The organism is Candidatus Methylospira mobilis, from assembly GCF_009498235.1.
Taxonomy (GTDB): Bacteria; Pseudomonadota; Gammaproteobacteria; order Methylococcales; family Methylococcaceae; genus Methylospira; species Methylospira mobilis.
In genome coordinates, this window is sequence record NZ_CP044205.1 from 46,317 (window position 1) to 64,954 (window position 18,638).

The window sequence follows — 18,638 nt, forward strand, 5'->3', positions numbered from 1 at the left end:
GCCGATTATGTGCGGGCAGTAGCAGCAGGCACGGAAGACGTGTTCTGCTCAAAATGATAGTTTCCGGTATGCAGACTACTGGGACCCAGGCGCGCATACTTGAACATGAGAAACAATTCGACCACCAGCAATAGGGTATAGAACAACAGGAACCCTCCGATGCTGAACCAGAGCTGATCGGTAGTGACACTGGACACACTCAAATGCGTCGGCAGAACTCCGGAAATTGTCCAGGGTTGGCGACCGAATTCAGCAACAAACCAGCCGGTTTCAGCCGCTGTCCAGGGCAATGGAATGCACCACACCGCCATACGCAGCAACCAGCGCTTTTGATCTGCCACGCGAGTCGAACAATAATAAAACGCCATGGCAAAAACAAACAGCATGGTAAAACCGCATGCCACCATAATACGGAAGGTCCAAAACAGCGGCGCTACTTTCGGAATAGTGTCGTTCGCCGCCATGGCGATCTGCTCGTCATTGGCATCGACTACCTGGGGCGTATATTTTTTCAATAACAACCCATAGCCCAAATCGGCTTTATGCGCCTCGAACACATGGCGTACTTCCTGACTCTTGTTTCCACCATGCATTTTTTGTAAGGCGCCGTAGGCAACCATGCCGTTGCGTATCCGCAAGAGGCTATCCTGTTTAAGCTGTTTTAATCCTTTGACCTCTTCGTCTATCGAGCGCGTGGCGATCAAACCGAGTACGTAAGGAATTTTGATGGCCCAACGGGTTTTCTCAGCCTGCTGATCCGGAAAACCTACCAGGGTAAAACTGGCCGGGGCCTTTTCCGTTTCCCACTCGGCCTCAATTGCAGCCAGTTTTGATTTTTGCGTTTCTCCCTGGGTATATCCGCTTTCATCTCCCAGTACAATCACCGACAGTATCGAGGCGAATCCGAATGCCGTTGCGATGGAAAACGAGCGTCGCGCAAACGCAATATCGCGCTGGTTCAGCAAATACCAGGAGCTGATACCCAGAACAAACATGGAGGCAGTCACATATCCCGCCGCAGCGGTATGAACGAATTTTACCTGGGCGACCGGGTTAAAAATCACCTCGGCAAAACTCGTCAATTCCATGCGTAAGGTTTCATAATTAAACTCAGCGCCGACCGGGTATTGCATCCAGCCATTGGCGATCAATATCCACAGTGCCGACAGACTGGTGCCCAGCGCCAAAAGCCAGGTCACAGTCAAATGCTGCACCTTGCTTAGACGCTCCCAACCGAAAAAGAAAAGCCCGACGAAAGTGGATTCCAGAAAAAACGCCATCCAGGCCTCGCTCGCCAGCAGTGGCCCGAAAATATCGCCTACATAATGCGAATAATATGACCAGTTGGTGCCGAACTGGAACTCCATGGTAATACCGGTGGTGACACCCATCGCAAAATTGATACCGAACAGTTTGCCCCAGAATCTGGTCATATCGCGATAGACTTCCCGGCCTGTCATCACGTAAACCGATTCCATGATGGCCAATAAGAATGTCATTCCGAGCGTGAGCGGGACAAACAGAAAATGATAAAGCGCAGTCAAGCCAAACTGCACCCTGGAAAGCAATACAACTTCATCACCGGACATATGAATTTCCTCCATTGAGTTTTGGATCGTAGTCGCCTGTATCTGCTGCTGACGGCCTCACAAAAATGACCGCCGCAACATCGGTCGGCGACGTTTTCCCGTCGTGGCGGAAAAACACAGCCCACAATCCACACAGCAACACGATCTTCACAGCAAATACCAGGGAGAACTCTTTTTTCAGCGAGTAAACAGACGAGGTAGGTACGAGCTTCTTCTCGGGTTTTGGAAAAAACTACTGCTTTTTGTTTTTCTTTCCAACGCAAAAACACCAAGCTGTTGAAAGTGTCCTTCGACTAGCACTTGATATTCTGGTCGAAGGAATCGTTAAAACCTCGTATCAGGTATTGAATTACTGTGGCGGCTTTTTCTTCAGGCGCAGGATCCCCATGGCTTTCAGGGGGAGTCGTTCGTAAATAGGTTCACTGACGCCCTTGCGGACCTTGCGCATGAAGTATTTTTCATACGCTATTTTGGCCCAATGTACCCAACGTCCTCTCGAAGCCCACTGCACATTACGCGGAGGGATTTGCGGCATGGCCAGGAAAGCAACGCCGGAATCACCAAAGTCGGCCAGGCACAATGCATTCCAGGTACCCTTGTGGTCAGGCTCCTTTCCATCCAGTTGTGCGCGTATATTATGAGCCGTCGCAGTCACCATGGACTCGATCATATAACCCGTTTTGGGTGTGCCGGTGGGTACAGGCGTCTGCTCCAAGGGTGGAATGGCAATACACACACCAACCGAGTAAACATTCTTATAGGTAGGATTGCGCTGATGTTCATCGACGATAACGAAACCACGCGGATTAACCAGCTTTTCAATACCAAGCAGCGCATCAACACCTTTGAAGGCCGGTAACATCATGCTGTGCTTGAAAGGCAGTTCGTGCTTTTTTTTCTCCTGACCGTTGTCATCTACTTCAGTGACATACATCATGCCATCTTCGATTTTGTCGACTTTGGCATTGCAAATCCAGTTGATGTGCTTGTTGCGCAGCTCGCTTTCGAGCATGCCTTTCGTATCGCCCACGCCACCGAGCCCCAGATGACCTATGTAGGGCTCTGCGGTGACATAGGTCATTTTGACCTTGTCACGTATTTTCCGCTTGCGTAGAGCGGATTCAGCGATAAAAAGGTATTCATACGCGGGACCAAAACAGGATGCGCCTTGTACTGCACCTATCACGATGGGGCCTGGGTCCTCAACAAATTTGCTCCAGAACACGCCAGACTCACCTGCGTGATCGACATGGCACACGGACTGGGTGTACCCATTCGGTCCCAGTCCCGGTACTTCATCGAATGCAAGCTTGGGTCCGGTAGCAATGATCAGATAGTCATAATCCACATGCTCGCCGTTAGCGAGTTCAACACGGTTATTCTCTGGCAGAAACCGCGTTACCTTCTGCTGAATAAACGTAATTTTTTTCTTTTTGAAAACCGGCGCCAACTCGACCTTGATATCGGAGGGTTTCCGCCAGTTCACTGCTACCCAAGGATTTGATGGCACAAAATGAAAAGTGGGGGTGTCGGCAATAACGACAACCTCATCCTGTTTGCGGGCGCTTTCCTTCATTTCAAAAGCCATAGGAATACCTCCTATACCCGCACCGACAATAACGATTTTTGCCATGGTTTTTTCCTCGGTTGATATGGCTAAACTGCCTTTATTATGTCTTCTTTTGCAACCAGTACCATTTTTGATAGTTACTGAAGCGGCTGCTTCCCCAATAACTTTGTTACCATCTGCACGCGATGTCAGAGCCTTGTTTACTCTGGTCTTCGGTTGTTCCGCGCCCATCTTCAGGGCAACCATATCTATGTGAAGTAAACGATAGTACTAAAATCGCCAGGCTTAATACCGCTATTGCTCCAGTGATACTCAAGAGTAGATAGAGGTGAAACTCGTTGGAGACCTTTTGCACATCAATTACCAGATGCCGTGATAAGGCCGTAATAGCGATGTAGATCAGAAACTGTACGGGTAACCGCAACGTTCTAAAATAAATGCCAACCATCGCACCCAGCTCAAGGTAAATAAACAAGAGCAGGATATCTTCCAGCGTGGCATGACCGGCTTTCATCATTTCGATATAGTCGTGTAATGCCGACCAGACTATCGTGGAACCGATGCAGAACAAGGCCAGAAAATGGAACATGTCCACCAGAGTATCTCCGGTTTTTTTGACTATGCGGTGTCTATCGTTCATCGAGACAAGACTGTTTCGTTGGTTTCGTGGCTGTCTTGTATTCTATATTAGTAATTTCTAATATACAAGCGGCGCCAAGGCAAATATTTTCAACTGTAAGAGTAGAACGGGCAGACCTTCGCGGCATCCATGCCGTTGTCGTAGATTATTCCACTGGAAACTCGCCCTTATTGAAATGCAACTCGTTGAATGTCCATTTATAGTGCGCCGCATGCATATCGCTGAGACCTTCATTTTCCAGAATTTGCAGGTTGGCCATCACCTCCATTGATAGCTCGGAAAGTGTTCGCATAGGGGTTGTAATATCCTCCATGGTCGCCCCGTCACCCACCAGCTTTACCAGTAATTCGCCTACATTATGAAATTGGCAATGTGGTTGTTCCAGATCATGGAAAACCTTTCTATCCCGAAACAGCTGCCCTTCCTTGTAATACCATTGCCCCAACCGGCATTCATGGCATGATAAGGGGGGAACTTTGAGGTATTTCCGGTAAGGTGAGTTTTTAGGGTAAGACACCGCCTTGATCAATTCGCTGACCAGCTTCCTTCTCCACTGCACATGGTCCAGGCTAGCCATGTGAATCAGTCCGACCGGCAGACCGGACCAACGATTGTCTGCCTTCACAAAGGAAATATATCGATCCAGCGGGAGCGCTTTGCTGATCCAGAATCCCTGAATTTTGGTGCAACCGCTTTCCAGTAAACGGTGGTATTGATCACTGTTTTCCACGCCTTCGGCGATGACGCTGATTCCAAGCTCATGCGCCATGCGGGTGGATGTCTCGACGATGGTCATGTTTTTATCCGAATCAAGCATTCTGCTGATGATGCCTTGATCCAGTTTGATGGAGGTGAACGGCCATTTGCTGAGCGTATCCAGGGACGAGTACCCGGTACCGAAGTCATCCATTACCAATCCCAGGCCGGCCTGCCGCAACGGCAGGATATGCTGTTTGAGACTATCGCCTGCTTCCAAAGCGGCGGTTTCCACTAACTCTACTTGCAGCCTTTCGGGCGCCACCCCAAACGTTTCAAGCGAGTCCAGCACCGTCTTTGTAAATGCGTCATTCTCGAAATCCTTGGCTGAAGTGTTGAAAGACACTGATAACGTATCCACATCCTGCAACACCATCAGATCATTCACCAGCTTGGGGAACATGTGGCGGGTGATTTCTGTAATCAGTGATGACTGTTCCGCCACAGGGATAAACACACCCGGCAGTACAATTGAACCATCAGGTTTTATCCACCTGATCAGTGCTTCAGCACCCACCACCCTTCCGGTAATCAAGGAAACCTTGGGTTGATAAAAAAACGTGAATTCGTCTTTTTTTATGGCGTCAATGATTTCGATTTCTGTCACTATCATTTTCTTTTCATGCCAATGATGAGGGTGCGCTTTTGGGGTGACTTTCCCTGAAAGCCTATTCCACCAGGAATTCGCGCATCATGCCCATGTCTTCGTGTTCCAGATTATGGCAATGAACCATGAACACGCCTTTATATTCCTTGTAGGGCTTGATAATACGAACTTTCTCACCCGGCATGACCAGTACCGTATCCTTCAGGCCGCTATCAATAAAGCCTTCACGCACGGTAGCGTAATCCGCAGACTCTTCCGCGCCGATGGTGCGGCTGATGATCTGGAACGGATCTTCATGTATATGGATAGGGTGCGCCATCGACATCATCATGCCCATACCACCCATACCACCCATACCACCCATACCACCCATACCACCCATACCACCCATACCACCCATATCACCCATACCATTCATCATGCCCATACCACCGCCCATGGCGTGCATGCCCTGCTCTGAGTTTTCCGCGTCATCATGACGCATCTCGGCCTTCGCTCCGGATTGCACGTCATCGCCATGACTCATCGGCGCTTTATCTTCGTCTTGACCTGCTGCAGCTCCATGCCCGCCTTTACCGCCATGCGCATGGAAAATTTCCATCAATTGCAGCGTACCGAAAGGTATGCGCTCGCCATCCATAAAATCGTTAGGCGCATAGGGCCGTCCATTGAGCAACATTGCTCCAGGTCCCTCGGAAATGCCAAGCGCTACCGGCTTGCTGGGGTTGGCGGTATCGCTCACTCGATATCGGTTGATTTTACTCAAATGCGTCGGCAGATTCGGATTCTCGCTCACCTGACGGCTTACTCGCACGGTAAAAATGGGGTATTCGCTTCCCAGCGGCAATTTATTGCGCATCATTGCACGCATACCGCCCATCATGGCATGTTCGCCGCCTTGTTTATCTCCCTCGGTCTCATGTCGCATGCCCCCTGCATTTCTACCCATCCCTGCCATTTCTCCACGCATCATACGCTCAGCCATTTTCGGTAACGCACCACTGAAAGTGCTGCTACGCATGACCAGCTGCGAACCGAGCTTGCGCGCACTGAAATCGGCCCATACATCAATGCGCTCGCCGGGAGCCAGCATGACATAAGGTTTATGCACCGGCGTTTCCAACAATCCGCCGTCAACACCTATCACAGTGATCGGCATGGCGTCATCCCAGGCCAGTTTGTAAATGCGCGCGTTCGATCCATTGAGAATGCGCAGTCGATAGGCTCGGCTGGCCACATCGATACTGAAGTCGGGGCGGCCATTAACCAGGATACGGTCGCCGTGAAAACCGATCATGCGATCATGCATGTTACGCGCATAAATCAACTGGTTTTGTTCATCGAATAATCGATCCTGAATAACGATGGGTATTTCGTATTCCCCGGCAGGCAGATCCAGCTTTTGCTCTTCCGGGTCGCTGACCATAATGGCGCCGGCCAAGCCATGATAGACCTGCTTGCCGGTGATTCCATGCGTATGAGGATGGTACAGAATCATGCTGGCGCGGTTGCGCATTTCGAATTCGTAAACAAAGGTTTGCCCCTTGTCCAGCGCGTACATGGGATGACCGTCCATCAGGGCGGGCACGCTCAGTCCATGCCAGTGGGTAATGGTCGGCTCGTCCAACTCGTTACGCAGATGGATACGGATTTTCTGCCCTGTCTGGAAACGCATCAGCGGCCCCAGATAAGAATCGGGCAGCGCCGCCAAAGTGTTGTCCGGGCCATTGATCAAACGACCTATGTACTGCTGCACCTGCGTGGGCTGGCCAGGAAGAATATGCGCCGTACCGGGCCGGCAAATCAGCTCGAGCTCCACATCGGGTTTAAAGAGAGGCGATGCCTTGTTAGGCGCCATTTTGGGCATCATGCCCACCCCCTCCATTGCATGCAGCCATGTACTCCCTCCTGTATAAGCCAGCAGGCCCAAGCCTGTTTGGGCAAGAAAACGACGGCGTGAATGATTGATAAAACCTTGCATGTAACCTCCTTTCGGGCGGTATCGCCTCTTTAATAAGTTTAATTTAGTGTGCTATCAGGAGACTTAATCTGGAAAAGTGAGTTTGTACCTCCGGCAAATGGATTTTAATAACGTGCATCCATAGGTTTTTTATCTTTCGGCCAATCCTTCGTCTTGCCGGGAAAATCCGGGCGCGGCTGGTGCGTGAAATACGCTGCCACATCGACGGCATCCTGCTCCGAAATACCGCCTTGTCCCAGCGGGAATTTCTGATGGAATCCGACCGGCATATTGGACAGAACAAAGGCCGCCGCAGTGTAGGTGCGCGCCATACCGGCGCCGATATTGAACGAATCGTCACCCCACAGCGGCGGGTAGATAACGCGGCCCTCAGCCTGCCTTGAGCCCTGGCCGTCGTTGCCATGACACACCTCGCACTGCGTGGCGTATACCTGCCTGCCGTTTTCCACGTTGGGTTTGAGCGACATATCCACCTTGCCGACGCCGCGCCCGGCGATCTTGTCCTGCGATCTGATGTCCTTTTTCATCCAGTCGAAATAGGCCACCATCGCTTTCATGCTCTCTGAATCCATTGGCAGCGGTTTACCGTTCATGGAGCGCTCGAAGCAACCGTTGATGCGCTCTTCGAGCGTGATGATCCGCCCGGAACGCGCGGCATAACCGGGAAAAACAGCGGATACGCCAAGGAACGGCGAAGCGTCCGCCACCGTACCCACATTGAGATGACAACTGGTGCAATTCAGGGAACTGCCAACGTTCTGCGGCAACAGCGCCCGAGTTTCAAGATGCAGGCGCATACCCTGTATTAATTGCCCGGCATTGGGGCTGGTCAGCATGTCCGCCAGACGCGGCGTGTCAAACAGAGCAGCATCAGTAATATTGGAATTGAGGTGCGCGCGCATCTTTTTTATTTGGGACGCGGTTATCGGTTCAGCATGATGGCCCCAAATGGCACGCACGAAGTTCAGGATTTCCGCAAGTTCCTGATCGGACAGCCGGGCGAAGGCAGGCATGGCGTAGACGCGTGGGTGCGCGGCAGTTTCAGCCGTTTTCCCGCCCGTCAGCATGATATGCAGCAGCGTGGACGGATCGGCAGAGTTAAGCGTCGGATTCTGCATCAGCGGCGGGAACATATCTTTCACTCCCAAGCCATCCTGACGATGACAGGCCACGCAAAACTGAACGTACCCCAGACCGCCACGCGTCGTATACAGATCGGTCGGCACTGTCGCTGCGCCGGTACTCTCCGGTATTGGCTGTTCGTTTTCGCCCGGCGGCAGCGATTTCAGATAGGTGGCAATCGCGGTTCGATCGGCGTCCGTGAAGTGTTGAGTGCTGTGGTGAATCACCTCCGCCATGTTGCCGGAAACCGTAGTAAAACGGTTTTTTCCTGTTTTCAGCAGATAGGCGGTGTCTTCCACCTCCCATAAATTCCGCAGACTGCGCGCATGCCACGCTTCAACCGTTTCGCCCGCAAGATAGCGATTGCCATGGGAATCCGCATCGCTCATTGCCTTCTCCTGGAAAGCAATGCCGCGTGGCGTGTGGCAGGCACCGCAGTGTCCCAGCCCCTGCACCAGATAAGCGCCCCGGTTCCAGACAGCATCCTTTGTAGTATCCGGCTTGAAGGACTCAGCATCCAGAAACGCCGCGTTCCAGAATGTCAGGCCCCAGCGCATACTGAACGGCCAGCGCATCTCCGACGGCTGGTTGGGCTGATTGATCGGTGCCAGACCTTGCTGAAGGTAGGCATACAAGGCGCGCATGTCGTCTTCGCTCATTTTGGCATAGGAGGGATAGGGCATGGCAGGGTATAAATTATGCCCGTCTGCAGTCACCCCCTTGCGCATGGCTCGATCGAATTGCGCAAATGAATATTTACCGATGCCGGCCTGGGTGTCCGGCGTGATGTTGGTAGAGTAAACCTTGCCGAAGGGCGTCGGAAACTCGCGACCGCCCGCCATTGCCGCTCCCTTATCCGCAGTGTGACAAGCAATGCAATCCCCCAGATGCGCCACATATTCGCCGCGCTTGATCAAAGCAGCTTCCTTTTCGGAAATCATAGGCCCCTGCACGGTTATATGCGTGTTGGGAATCGCCGCTTCAGTCGCTTGAGCGTTATAGCCCCAACAAAGATATGCGCCAAAAATAGACATAACTAAATAGCTAATCTTCATTGCTGCGTACCTGGAAATAGACGTTCAAACTGGAGCATACCTGCATAAGCCAATAGCCCCATGCTTGTTTGAGCAAGAAAGCGACGACGCGAATGGCTTATAAAGCTTTACATATAACCTCAGGTTCAAACAGACTCGCCTCTTTTATTAATCTATTCGGCTGCTTGGGTCACAGGCTTCAATGGTATATTAGTATATTTGTTTTTACTATTATTTTGAGCGGTTTGTTAAAGGTGGTCTAAGCCCAAACCGCCGAGAATTCCGTATATTTCGTAAGTAAATGAAAAATAATATGTATAGCAAAAACGGTCGTTAACCAGCACACGTCTTGGTTATGTCAAATACGTGTCAAAGCATAGCTAAACTGTATGGTTTTCAACCTAAAATCAGGTTAAGACTGAACGCTTGTGCAGCAGCCGGAATTTTCGGCGGTTAGGGCGCACACACCCTTAAAGCGAACGCTTAATGCCAGCCGCCATATTGTTTGGTAGCGTCTCCCTTAAAGCTTTCGCTGGTGGTTGCCGCACCACCTCCGCCGCCACCGCCCGATTTCTTGCGCTGGGCAATAGCGGCTCCAGCGGCCTTGGCAAGGTTGGTTTCTGTAAAACCACCCAGACTCAAGGCGGTATTCACCACGATGGTGGTAACCGGGCTGATATCCTGCATACTAGCGCTGGGGTCGGTAACCACAGCGCTGAGCGCATCATTCGGCGCGGCTTCCGGGTAAACGGTCAAAACCAAGGGATATAGCGTGCCAGTCGGCAGCGTCATCGCATAAGTCGATTGGCCCTTCAGCTCGGTTTGTGCGGCAATGTGTCCCTGTGCATCTTTTGCTTCCACACGACCCTGATCAATAGGGCCGTCATCGTTGAGTACATGGCCGCCAAGCCGGGTTTGTGTGCCGCTTACGCTTGCCGTGCCAACGGATACGCCATCATTGCAACCACTGATCAATGCAATAAAGGTAATGATCGCCAAGCGCCCGAAAAGATAATCAAATTTTTTGTTCGTCATACTGTTTCCGATTAAAACCGTTATCACTTCCCCCTCAGAGCCAACCGAGACGGTTGCAAGCACCATAAACAAGATACGCTCCAATACCGCAAACAAAGACTCCAAAGATGAGGCGGAGGTACGGGCCTGCCATTTGGTTGGCGAAGTAGGCGCCAACCCATGCGCCAAGGAACATGGTTACGGCCAGAATGAGGGCGGCTCGTACATCTACATTCCCGTGTCGGTAATATTCGAATGCTGCGGCAAGACCGATGGGGGGAAGCATCACGGCAATGGTGGTTCCCGTAGCCATGTGGTGTGAGAAACCGGCCCAATAAATCAGCGCCGGTACAATGACGATTCCCCCGCCAATACCAAAAAAGCCCGCTGCCAAGCCGCCTAGTATGCCAATCGCTACAATTATGAGCCATGAGGGCATCTTTAATTCTCCCTTCAAGTTAAGATAGCTGGTACAAAAACGAATTGATTCGGTTATTTCACAGGTATCTGACAGGCGCAGCTTAACTGGACTTTACGTTCTGCTGTTTTCTAAACCCAAAATCCAGGGAAGCTCTGAACAAGTCGATTCCGCTCATGGTTCGATCAGGCTCTCTTTGGCGCAGTCGAAGGGCTCGCTACCAACTGAATCAAGAGTTACCGTTCGCCCCGAACTTGTCGAAGGACTTAACCAAGGTTTCGTTGCAAGTACGCAGGATTCCGGGCGGCTTTACGCTGATCCTTTTGTGAGTATAGAGCAATTACAATATTATTATATAAATGGCTTGATATGTTATCTGTGAACCTTGTCTAATATCCTGCCTATTTTGGTGTTCCGAGAGTACTGAAAATAGGATGCCTGCTCGATAAAAATATACAGAGGAGAATGACATGAGCAAGATACTTGAAGAAGTTTTAAATGCCAATGCCTGTTACGTTGCCGACTTTGGCGATAAGGCGTCCCTGGCGTTGCCGCCTGCCCGACATTTTGCGATTTTGACCTGCATGGATGCGCGGCTGGACCCCGCGAAATACGCGGGTTTGGTCGAAGGCGATGCGCATGTAATTCGTAATGCCGGCGGTCGCGCCAGTGATGACGCGATACGTTCGCTGGTGATTTCATACAAGCTGCTGGGTACGCGCGAGTGGTTTGTGATTCATCATACCGATTGCGGCATGGAGCTTTTTACCAATGAGATCATGAGCGATCTTTTGTCCAGCAGCCTTAAAACCGCGTCTATAGATGAAAGCGGCTGGCACGATTGCGGTGAAGGGTCTGGCTGTAGCGACGGGAAATACATCAACTGGCTCACAATCAGAAAGCAGGAAGAAAGTGTGCTGGAAGACGTCAAGCGTATCCGCAACCACTCATTGGTGCCCAGGGAAATCCCCATTTACGGTTACATCTATGATGTAAAAACAGGCTGCCTGGTCGAGGTGCCGGCGGCCACTGCGGCGGGCGCAGTAGCCTAAGACCAACAGTCACCGCCACACCCCATCTCTTCGCCGATTCCAGAAAGCGTCGGCGGGGTGGTGGGCATTACTTTACGATCTTGCTGGAAACACCCCGATATACGGTATCCTATTTTGATCTAGTGCTTAACTTGTTGTAAAGTATCCAACTTGATTCAGGTGCCTGTTGCAGCTCAATGCAGCAGGTTAAACGGGAAGCCGGTGCGATTTCGATCCAGTCCGGCGCTGCCCCCGCAACGGTAAGTGAGTTAAGCGGCATCAATAGGCCACTGTGTCGATACTCGACATGGGAAGGCGATGCCTCCAGCCCCAAAGCTGCTCACGAGCCCGGATACCGGCCTGATTCCGGCGATTTGTCGAGGTATTTCCCGGCTATCGCCATAAAACCGACTGTAGCGGAGGGCTCACGGGTTGACCGTGAGCTGTTTTGTTTAAGCTCCTCACTACACCAACCTGTCCACTCTTCGATCTATAGTCTCTCGTAACGCTGTGAGCGGGGCGTGCTCGCAGCATGACCAGTGAGCCTATCCATGAAAGTGCGACTGCTATCTTTTTCCATCGTCCTGACGGCGATGCCTCTCCCTACTTTTGCTGAAAGCGATTCCAGCGATGCCCTGGATCCGGTGGTGATTACCGCCACCCGTTCCGAAACCAGGGAATCCAGCATAGCCAATACCATTACCGTCATCACCGCTGAAGAAATCAAAGCCCGGCGACTGAATGCCGTTGTCGACGTGTTGCGCGTGGTACCGGGGCTTGATGTGATGAGCTATGGCGGCACGGGTACTCAAACCTCGGTGTTTACGCGTGGCGCAAACGCTAGTCAGACGCTGGTGCTGATAGACAATATCCAAATGAACGACCCCGGCAGTGCGGATGGCGCATTCGATTTTGCCAATCTTCAGGTGGACAACATCGAGCGCATAGAAATTTTACGCGGGGCCGCCAGTGCGATGTGGGGCGCGGATGCAATGGGCGGCGTCATCAACATCATTACCAAGCACGGTTCCGGTAAGACACAGTTTAACGGTTTAGCTCAAGGCGGAAATTACGATACCTGGAAAGTAGGCGGCGGCGTATCGGGTGAAAGCCAAGGGTTGAATTACACGCTGAATGCCAGCCATTTTCAGAATATGGGCGTTTCCGCTGCCGCGCAATCCATGGGCAACAACGAACGTGAAGCCTATCAGAATACGACCGTGTCCGCGCGCACCGGCTATCAGGTCACCGATGATTTGGATCTGGACTGGACGCTACGCTACAATCAGGCGCAAGTAGGATTGGATAATTGCGGCGGCTCCGGCTATACCGGCTTCAGCGGGAATTTTGTATCCTGCGATAATCCCTATTATTTCTCCAATACCAATGAAGTCTACACGCGCGGTCAGGGGCGGCTGTTTCTGTTCGATAAGAAATGGGAACAGCGTCTTGGTATCAACTATAGCCTGACCGACAGGCAATATTATTACACCACGCCTACACTGTCCCCCGATTGGACGTCTCCTTCTTCGTATCAGGGCACGGCTATCAAGGCCGAATGGTTGCATATCGTCCATGTGCTGGAGAATGACACGGTGACTGCGGGTTTCGATGGTAAATTCAATACGCTGGTTAGTCAGAGCGGCGGTTCCTCCAACGCCAACGGCTCGATGAGCAACGGCGGCTATTATCTGCAAAATCAGCTCGACTGGCTGGAACGTCTGCATACCACGGTGGGCGGGCGTCTGGATGATAATAGCCAGTTCGGACGTCACATGACCTGGCGTTTTAATCAGGTGATCGAGGTTCCCGAACTGGATAATCGCATCAAGGCCAATGTGGGAAGCGCTTTCAAAGCGCCGTCTCTATGCGAACTGAGCCTAAGCTGTTACGGCAACCCTAACTTAATGCCGGAAACCAGTCTCAACATGGATGCCGGGCTGGAACAGTATGCGCTGGATAAAAAACTGAAATTGGGCGCTTTGTATTTTAACAACCAGTTCAATAATCTGATCCAATGGAATCCCAACGCCAATGGGGGGCGAGGTCAGGTTGCCAACGTCAGCTCGGCGATTGCCAGAGGTCTGGAAAGCTTTGTGGAGTACAAGCCGTTCGACGACCTGTCATTGCGCGTCAACTATACCCTCGATCAGACTTACGGACTGACTGATCCCTATACCGGCGTGCGCACCAACTCGCCGTTATTACTGCGCCCCAAAAACAAGGGCAGCTTCGATCTCGATTATCGATTCATACCGGAGGCTTCCTTTCATGTAAATACACTGGTTGTGGGAAGCAGAAGCTCTTTTGACACCGTCGGCAATGTCGTGCAAGTACCCGGTTATGTGCTGGTCAATGTCTCCAGCAACTATGACGTGAACGAAAATATAGCCCTGTTCGTGCGCATGGATAACCTGTTGAACAAGCGTTACCAGCAGGTTTGGGGGTATGGCACGCTGGGGTTTACCGGCATAGGCGGGGTGTCTGTGAAGTTTTAAGTTTTTCTCGTTTGCTGTCTTGGGCAATACCATTTTTCTATCGCTACGCTTAACTTACACTGGAGATTCATCATGAATATAACACTAGCTTCATCCATTCGGCCCGGCGCAGTTGCGTTGATGGCATTGATGGCCGCCACCCGTTTTCACCATGTTGGTTCGGCATTTTCATTGCCGGATGCTTCGCTGGCGGTGTTTTTTCTGGCCGGTTTGTGGCTGGGAGGACGCTATTTGTTCATCGCTTTACTGCTGGAAGCAGGTTTGATTGATTATCTGGCGATTACCCACAACGGTGTCAGCGATTTTTGTATTTCACAGGCTTATGTTTTTCTGATCCCTACTTATGCGGCGATGTGGATAGGCGGTCAATGGTGCGCCAAGTTTCCTGTGTTGTCGGCGGCGAGCGCAATGCAACAATTTGCAGCACTGGTAATGGCTGCATCCATCGCGTTCCTGATTTCAAACGGCAGTTTCTATTTGCTTTCGGGACGTTACACGGATTTATCCTGGGGGCGATATTTTGCACAGGCAGCCGAATATTACCCCTCTTACGTGGGTTATACCTTGTGTTACACGGTTGCAATATTTTCAATAGTTAAACTATTCATGGCATTGCCTGACATGCGGAACAAATATGCAGCAATTGACAAAAGGGGTTGATTTTTATCATGAGAACGGCTGGGTGGTTTATACAGCCGAATATCACTTGAAACGCGGCTATTGTTGCCATTCAGGTTGTCGTCATTGTCCTTACGGTTATGATGATAGCGCACAGCAAAAACCAGATACGCCTAATGGAAAAACAAATGACAACGGCAATCTGTGACTCAACCGTTCTCAATCGTGAGACGGTTGAAAATCCGGGCGGCACAAGCACTGAATATACATTCTTCGAACCTACGGAAGAAAATATGAAGATGCTGTCGCAAGACCTTTTCTCGAAAAACTGGAACAGGATTGTTGTTGGCCCCTGTGTTGAAGGTGCCGTTTTCGAAGTACGTTTTACAGAAGAACCAAAACTTTCCTATCTTGACGGCTATTTGACCGTTGATCTGGGTTACTGGCATTTTCATCTTTGTATTGGGCCGCACAATAATTGCCCGGATGAAGAGCTGAGAAAAAATCGTCCCGTTGCCAAAATTGGGTTTTTCGAAATGCGTGGCGGCAAATGCGGCGGTGGACGCAGTTGGGGTTTACGATTATGGAACGGCTTTGGCGATCAACTGATAACAGTTTTTTTGCCTTCGCCGTTCCTGTCTGATGAACAGCGCGTATTGCCTGAGCCTGAATGGGAGCGGCTCGATCTTTATTATCGTTTGCGTGAAAAGTATCTTGGCGAACCTAAGCCGGATAACTTTATGCCTACTGACTAGTCAATCCTATCAACTTAAGTGTTGATATTGAATCATATTATTGTTTTATAAGTATATTTTTGATGTGGTTTAGGGGGTTGGGTCGAGGCTTGGATGCCCCTGGAATGAAGCCAATGAGATTTTTGGCGATTTCCGCGAAAGTGGCTAGCAATTCAATCGTCGAAGGTAGCGAGACAATCAGCCAACGCGGCAGACAACGCTTGAGGTGATCGAAGGCATAAGTGCGGTTGATTTTGTAGCCGGCATCCCGTTTATTTTGATCGGTGGCAGTTAAAACCGTTCTCGACGCGCATGCAGAATTTCGTATCCTGTTGAATAAGATGAGCAATATGCCATCGTGCCGGATACCAATACGGTCTTTGCAATACGTTCAGCAACAATAATCAATGCGCCCGCGGCAATGTAACGCAATATAACGGCGCCACGTTCCATCCGATACAACCGCGCATGGTCAGGGCGGGAATCACGGTAAATTTCTAATCCGGATTTCCAGTGCCATTTAAATTAAGCGGTCATACCGGCAAGGACATTGCTTCGCAAGTAATCCTGAAAGTCGGGGTTCCGGCATTCCCTCGGGGTAAATTCGGGCAGGCTCTGCCGAACAGCGATGATTCCTTGAATTAACGGCATGGCCGTCAAACCTTGGCGTGGCGCTTTTTAGCGGGTATCGACTTTTATTGGCGTCGTGCAGAAAATTCTTTACCAGAAGAGTGTTACTATATAACATAACAGTATGGTTGTGTTGAGCCAAGCCGGCGGTACGCTGCAAGTTCGTACGTAGTCGTTTACTTTGCGCCTGATACGTGTTGTAAATATATAACATTACATTGGAGGAACAAATGTTACGCCCCTCGTTTTTCGCAAGCCTTTGTCTGAGCCTATGCCTGCCTTTCGGCACCGAAACAGCGCTGGCCGACGTCAATGACGCCAATGAAATGGATACACTGGATATCGTTCAGGTCGAAGCGCCTGCGCTCAATGAGGTAGTTCTGGCTAACGGACAGCCGCAGACGACGCTATCCGGCGATAATCTCAAGAAAAAAATCGCGGACTCTCTGGGATCGACGCTGGAACAGGAAGCCGGGATGAACAACGCGTCCTTCGGTCCCGGCGTCGGCCAGCCCATCGTGCGCGGCCAGGGCGGGCCGCGCGTACAGGTCCTGCAGGACAGCCTGAGCATCCTGGATGCATCGCAATTCAGCGGCGATCACGCCAACGCGATAGAACCGGTGCTGGCGGAACGCATCGAAGTGCTGCGCGGCCCGGCGACGCTGTTGTACGGTGGAACCGCGATCGGCGGCGCGGTCAATATTATCGACAATCGCGTGCCAATGAAAATGCCGGATAAACCGATTACCGGCACGCTGGCGTCGCGTTACATTACGATGAGCAATGAAACTTCCAACGTATTGAAGCTGGACGCTGGCAAGGACAAGTTAGCCCTCCATCTGGACGGATTTTATCGCCGGAACGCCAATCAGACCATCCCCGGCTATGCCATCGACCAGAGCGCCTATCAGCAAACGACCGGCAATCTCCCGGATGTCAACACCTACGGCTATGTCGGGAATACATCGGGCAATGCGATAGGCGGAACCGCAGGCGTCTCTTACATTGATGACTGGGGCTATGCCGGGTTGTCCTATAACAACCGCAACGACTATTACGGTATTCCCCCGAGAGGAGGCGCGGGCGATCCGCAGGTGAATATCTTCCAGACCATGAGCCGTTATACCTGGAAAAACGAAATAAACACCCCTTTTGAACTGGCGAAGAAGCTGAGCTTACGCATCGCGTATAATGACTATACGCATGTCGAGCTGGATGCAAATCAACTCAACACCACGTTCACCAATCAGGGGTTCGACAGCCGTCTGGAGATGGAACACCAGCCGCTGGGGCCGTTCACCGGCACCTGGGGGCTGCAAACCCAGAACAACCGCTTTAACGTATTGAGCGCGCCCGGCACCCTTCCTGCCGGTGCTCCAGTCATCTCCCCTTATTCCAATATCCAGAACTACGCGCTGTTCGGCATCGAAAAATTCGATACCGGCCCGGTCAGCTATGAAGCGGGGCTGCGTGTCGAAGGCACGTCTATCAACGCACAGAACAATCCGATACGCACCTATATTCCTTTCAGCGCATCGGCTTCGGCGCTGTGGCAGGTCAATGACGAACACCACGTGCGCCTTGCCGCCAGCCGTTCGCAGCGCGCGCCGCAAATCCAGGAGCTATATTTCAACGGTTACCATGACGCGAGCGGCAGCGTCGAACTCGGAAGCAGCAATCTGAACATGGAAACCAGCTACAATCTGGACTTGGGCTACCAATTCAAATCGGATTGGGCGAAGGCGGACATCACCCTGTTCCAGGACTGGTTCAACAACTACATTTACCGTTATAACACCGGCGTTTATGCCAATACGAATGTCTACCCGTATAACCAGCCTTGCGACCCCAACGACCCGACCTGCGCGGCGGCGCCTGTTTACCAATACAATCAGCAGAATGCGACATTCATGGGTTTCGAAGCCAATCTGACCTTGCCCGTGGTCAAATCTCAATACGGCAATGTCGACCTGGATCTGTTCAGCGACTTTACCCGCGGGCGGTTTGTCGCCGGAGGCAACGTGCCGCGCATGCCGCCGCTTCGTTATGGCGCGCAGTTGGGGTATAGCAAGGACGAATATAACATGAACCTGCGCCTGACCCGCGCCAACGCGCAGAATCTGGCCGGAGAGTACGATACCGCGACACCGGGTTACCTTCTGCTCAATTTCAACGCGCAGTACAAGGTTGCAAATGTCGGAGGATTCGAGTTCATGGTGTTTGCGAAGGGCAACAACCTGCTGAACCAAACTATCCGAAACTCGGTTTCCTTCCTGCGCGTCTGGGCACCGCAGCCGGGGCTTGGCGGAGAGCTAGGCGTGCAGATAAGTTACTAAAACGCCTGATAACTATTCACCTGCCCGGTTTCCGTTCATCCTTCGACAAGGCTCAGAACG

Annotated in this window: 15 protein-coding genes and 1 riboswitch; of the genes, 6 read left to right on the plus strand and 9 right to left on the minus strand. The window is 51.4% G+C overall.

Annotation, left to right across the window (positions count from 1 at the left end; translation table 11 throughout):
• Positions 1-5: 5 nt before the first annotated feature.
• The 9 genes from F6R98_RS00195 to F6R98_RS00230 all read right to left on the minus strand — a co-directional run bounded on the left by F6R98_RS00195 (position 6) and on the right by F6R98_RS00230 (position 10,752).
• Complete coding sequence (locus F6R98_RS00195) at positions 6-1,589, minus strand: cytochrome ubiquinol oxidase subunit I (protein WP_153247201.1); 1,584 nt, start codon at positions 1,587-1,589, stop codon at positions 6-8.
• On the minus strand, positions 1,579-1,770 hold the full coding sequence (gene cydP, locus F6R98_RS22665; protein WP_407079327.1) for a cytochrome oxidase putative small subunit CydP: 192 nt from the start codon (positions 1,768-1,770) through the stop codon (positions 1,579-1,581). The genes F6R98_RS00195 and cydP overlap by 11 nt, the downstream gene beginning before the upstream one ends.
• A gap of 168 nt (positions 1,771-1,938) precedes the next feature.
• Positions 1,939-3,222 carry an NAD(P)/FAD-dependent oxidoreductase gene (locus F6R98_RS00200; RefSeq protein ID WP_153247202.1) on the minus strand — a complete coding sequence of 428 codons (1,284 nt, stop codon included), beginning with the start codon at positions 3,220-3,222 and terminating at the stop codon, positions 1,939-1,941.
• A 106-nt stretch (positions 3,223-3,328) separates the two neighbouring features.
• Positions 3,329-3,799 (minus strand): phosphate-starvation-inducible protein PsiE, encoded by a 471-nt coding sequence (locus F6R98_RS00205; RefSeq protein WP_153247203.1) that lies wholly within the window; start codon positions 3,797-3,799, stop codon positions 3,329-3,331.
• A 145-nt stretch (positions 3,800-3,944) separates the two neighbouring features.
• Positions 3,945-5,168, minus strand: a complete 1,224-nt coding sequence (locus F6R98_RS00210) for an EAL domain-containing protein (protein WP_153247204.1) — start codon at positions 5,166-5,168, stop codon at positions 3,945-3,947.
• 55 nt (positions 5,169-5,223) lie between these two features.
• Positions 5,224-7,143, minus strand: coding sequence for a multicopper oxidase family protein (locus tag F6R98_RS00215; RefSeq protein ID WP_153247205.1), 1,920 nt, complete (start codon positions 7,141-7,143; stop codon positions 5,224-5,226).
• A gap of 104 nt (positions 7,144-7,247) precedes the next feature.
• The gene (locus tag F6R98_RS00220; protein ID WP_228125012.1) at positions 7,248-9,320 is read right to left on the minus strand and encodes a c-type cytochrome; all 2,073 of its coding nucleotides are present in this window, start codon (positions 9,318-9,320) and stop codon (positions 7,248-7,250) included.
• Positions 9,321-9,782: 462 nt separating this feature from the next.
• Complete coding sequence (locus F6R98_RS00225; RefSeq protein WP_153247206.1) at positions 9,783-10,334, minus strand: hypothetical protein; 552 nt, start codon at positions 10,332-10,334, stop codon at positions 9,783-9,785.
• A gap of 34 nt (positions 10,335-10,368) precedes the next feature.
• Positions 10,369-10,752 (minus strand): sulfite exporter TauE/SafE family protein, encoded by a 384-nt coding sequence (locus F6R98_RS00230; RefSeq protein ID WP_153250841.1) that lies wholly within the window; start codon positions 10,750-10,752, stop codon positions 10,369-10,371.
• A gap of 449 nt (positions 10,753-11,201) precedes the next feature.
• On the opposite strand from F6R98_RS00230, the gene F6R98_RS00235 reads away from it, so the two are divergent.
• From F6R98_RS00235 to F6R98_RS00260, 6 genes are all read left to right on the plus strand, one after another.
• Positions 11,202-11,783 (plus strand): beta-class carbonic anhydrase, encoded by a 582-nt coding sequence (locus tag F6R98_RS00235; protein ID WP_153247207.1) that lies wholly within the window; start codon positions 11,202-11,204, stop codon positions 11,781-11,783.
• A 140-nt stretch (positions 11,784-11,923) separates the two neighbouring features.
• Positions 11,924-12,140: riboswitch (cobalamin riboswitch) on the plus strand.
• A gap of 173 nt (positions 12,141-12,313) precedes the next feature.
• Complete coding sequence (locus F6R98_RS00240) at positions 12,314-14,260, plus strand: TonB-dependent receptor plug domain-containing protein (protein WP_153247208.1); 1,947 nt, start codon at positions 12,314-12,316, stop codon at positions 14,258-14,260.
• Positions 14,261-14,332: 72 nt separating this feature from the next.
• Positions 14,333-14,920, plus strand: coding sequence for a hypothetical protein (locus F6R98_RS00245; protein ID WP_153247209.1), 588 nt, complete (start codon positions 14,333-14,335; stop codon positions 14,918-14,920).
• Positions 14,895-15,086, plus strand: coding sequence for a DUF5522 domain-containing protein (locus F6R98_RS00250; protein WP_153247210.1), 192 nt, complete (start codon positions 14,895-14,897; stop codon positions 15,084-15,086). The genes F6R98_RS00245 and F6R98_RS00250 overlap by 26 nt, the downstream gene beginning before the upstream one ends.
• On the plus strand, positions 15,067-15,633 hold the full coding sequence (locus F6R98_RS00255) for a DUF7676 family protein (RefSeq protein WP_153247211.1): 567 nt from the start codon (positions 15,067-15,069) through the stop codon (positions 15,631-15,633). Before F6R98_RS00250 ends, F6R98_RS00255 begins: the two co-directional genes overlap by 20 nt.
• A gap of 839 nt (positions 15,634-16,472) precedes the next feature.
• Positions 16,473-18,578 (plus strand): TonB-dependent receptor, encoded by a 2,106-nt coding sequence (locus F6R98_RS00260; protein ID WP_153247212.1) that lies wholly within the window; start codon positions 16,473-16,475, stop codon positions 18,576-18,578.
• Positions 18,579-18,638: the final 60 nt, after the last annotated feature.

Bases quoted from the DNA above. Each gene is read 5' to 3' on its own strand.
- F6R98_RS00195 (WP_153247201.1), bottom strand. From the start codon at position 1,589: ATGTCCGGTGATGAAGTTGTATTGCTTTCCAGGGTGCAGTTTGGCTTG.
- F6R98_RS00200 (WP_153247202.1), bottom strand. From the start codon at position 3,222: ATGGCAAAAATCGTTATTGTCGGTGCGGGTATAGGAGGTATTCCTATG.
- F6R98_RS00205 (WP_153247203.1), bottom strand. From the start codon at position 3,799: ATGAACGATAGACACCGCATAGTCAAAAAAACCGGAGATACTCTGGTG.
- F6R98_RS00210 (WP_153247204.1), bottom strand. From the start codon at position 5,168: ATGATAGTGACAGAAATCGAAATCATTGACGCCATAAAAAAAGACGAA.
- F6R98_RS00215 (WP_153247205.1), bottom strand. From the start codon at position 7,143: ATGCAAGGTTTTATCAATCATTCACGCCGTCGTTTTCTTGCCCAAACA.
- F6R98_RS00220 (WP_228125012.1), bottom strand. From the start codon at position 9,320: ATGAAGATTAGCTATTTAGTTATGTCTATTTTTGGCGCATATCTTTGT.
- F6R98_RS00225 (WP_153247206.1), bottom strand. From the start codon at position 10,334: ATGACGAACAAAAAATTTGATTATCTTTTCGGGCGCTTGGCGATCATT.
- F6R98_RS00230 (WP_153250841.1), bottom strand. From the start codon at position 10,752: ATGCCCTCATGGCTCATAATTGTAGCGATTGGCATACTAGGCGGCTTG.
- F6R98_RS00235 (WP_153247207.1), top strand. From the start codon at position 11,202: ATGAGCAAGATACTTGAAGAAGTTTTAAATGCCAATGCCTGTTACGTT.
- F6R98_RS00240 (WP_153247208.1), top strand. From the start codon at position 12,314: ATGAAAGTGCGACTGCTATCTTTTTCCATCGTCCTGACGGCGATGCCT.
- F6R98_RS00245 (WP_153247209.1), top strand. From the start codon at position 14,333: ATGAATATAACACTAGCTTCATCCATTCGGCCCGGCGCAGTTGCGTTG.
- F6R98_RS00250 (WP_153247210.1), top strand. From the start codon at position 14,895: ATGCAGCAATTGACAAAAGGGGTTGATTTTTATCATGAGAACGGCTGG.
- F6R98_RS00255 (WP_153247211.1), top strand. From the start codon at position 15,067: ATGACAACGGCAATCTGTGACTCAACCGTTCTCAATCGTGAGACGGTT.
- F6R98_RS00260 (WP_153247212.1), top strand. From the start codon at position 16,473: ATGTTACGCCCCTCGTTTTTCGCAAGCCTTTGTCTGAGCCTATGCCTG.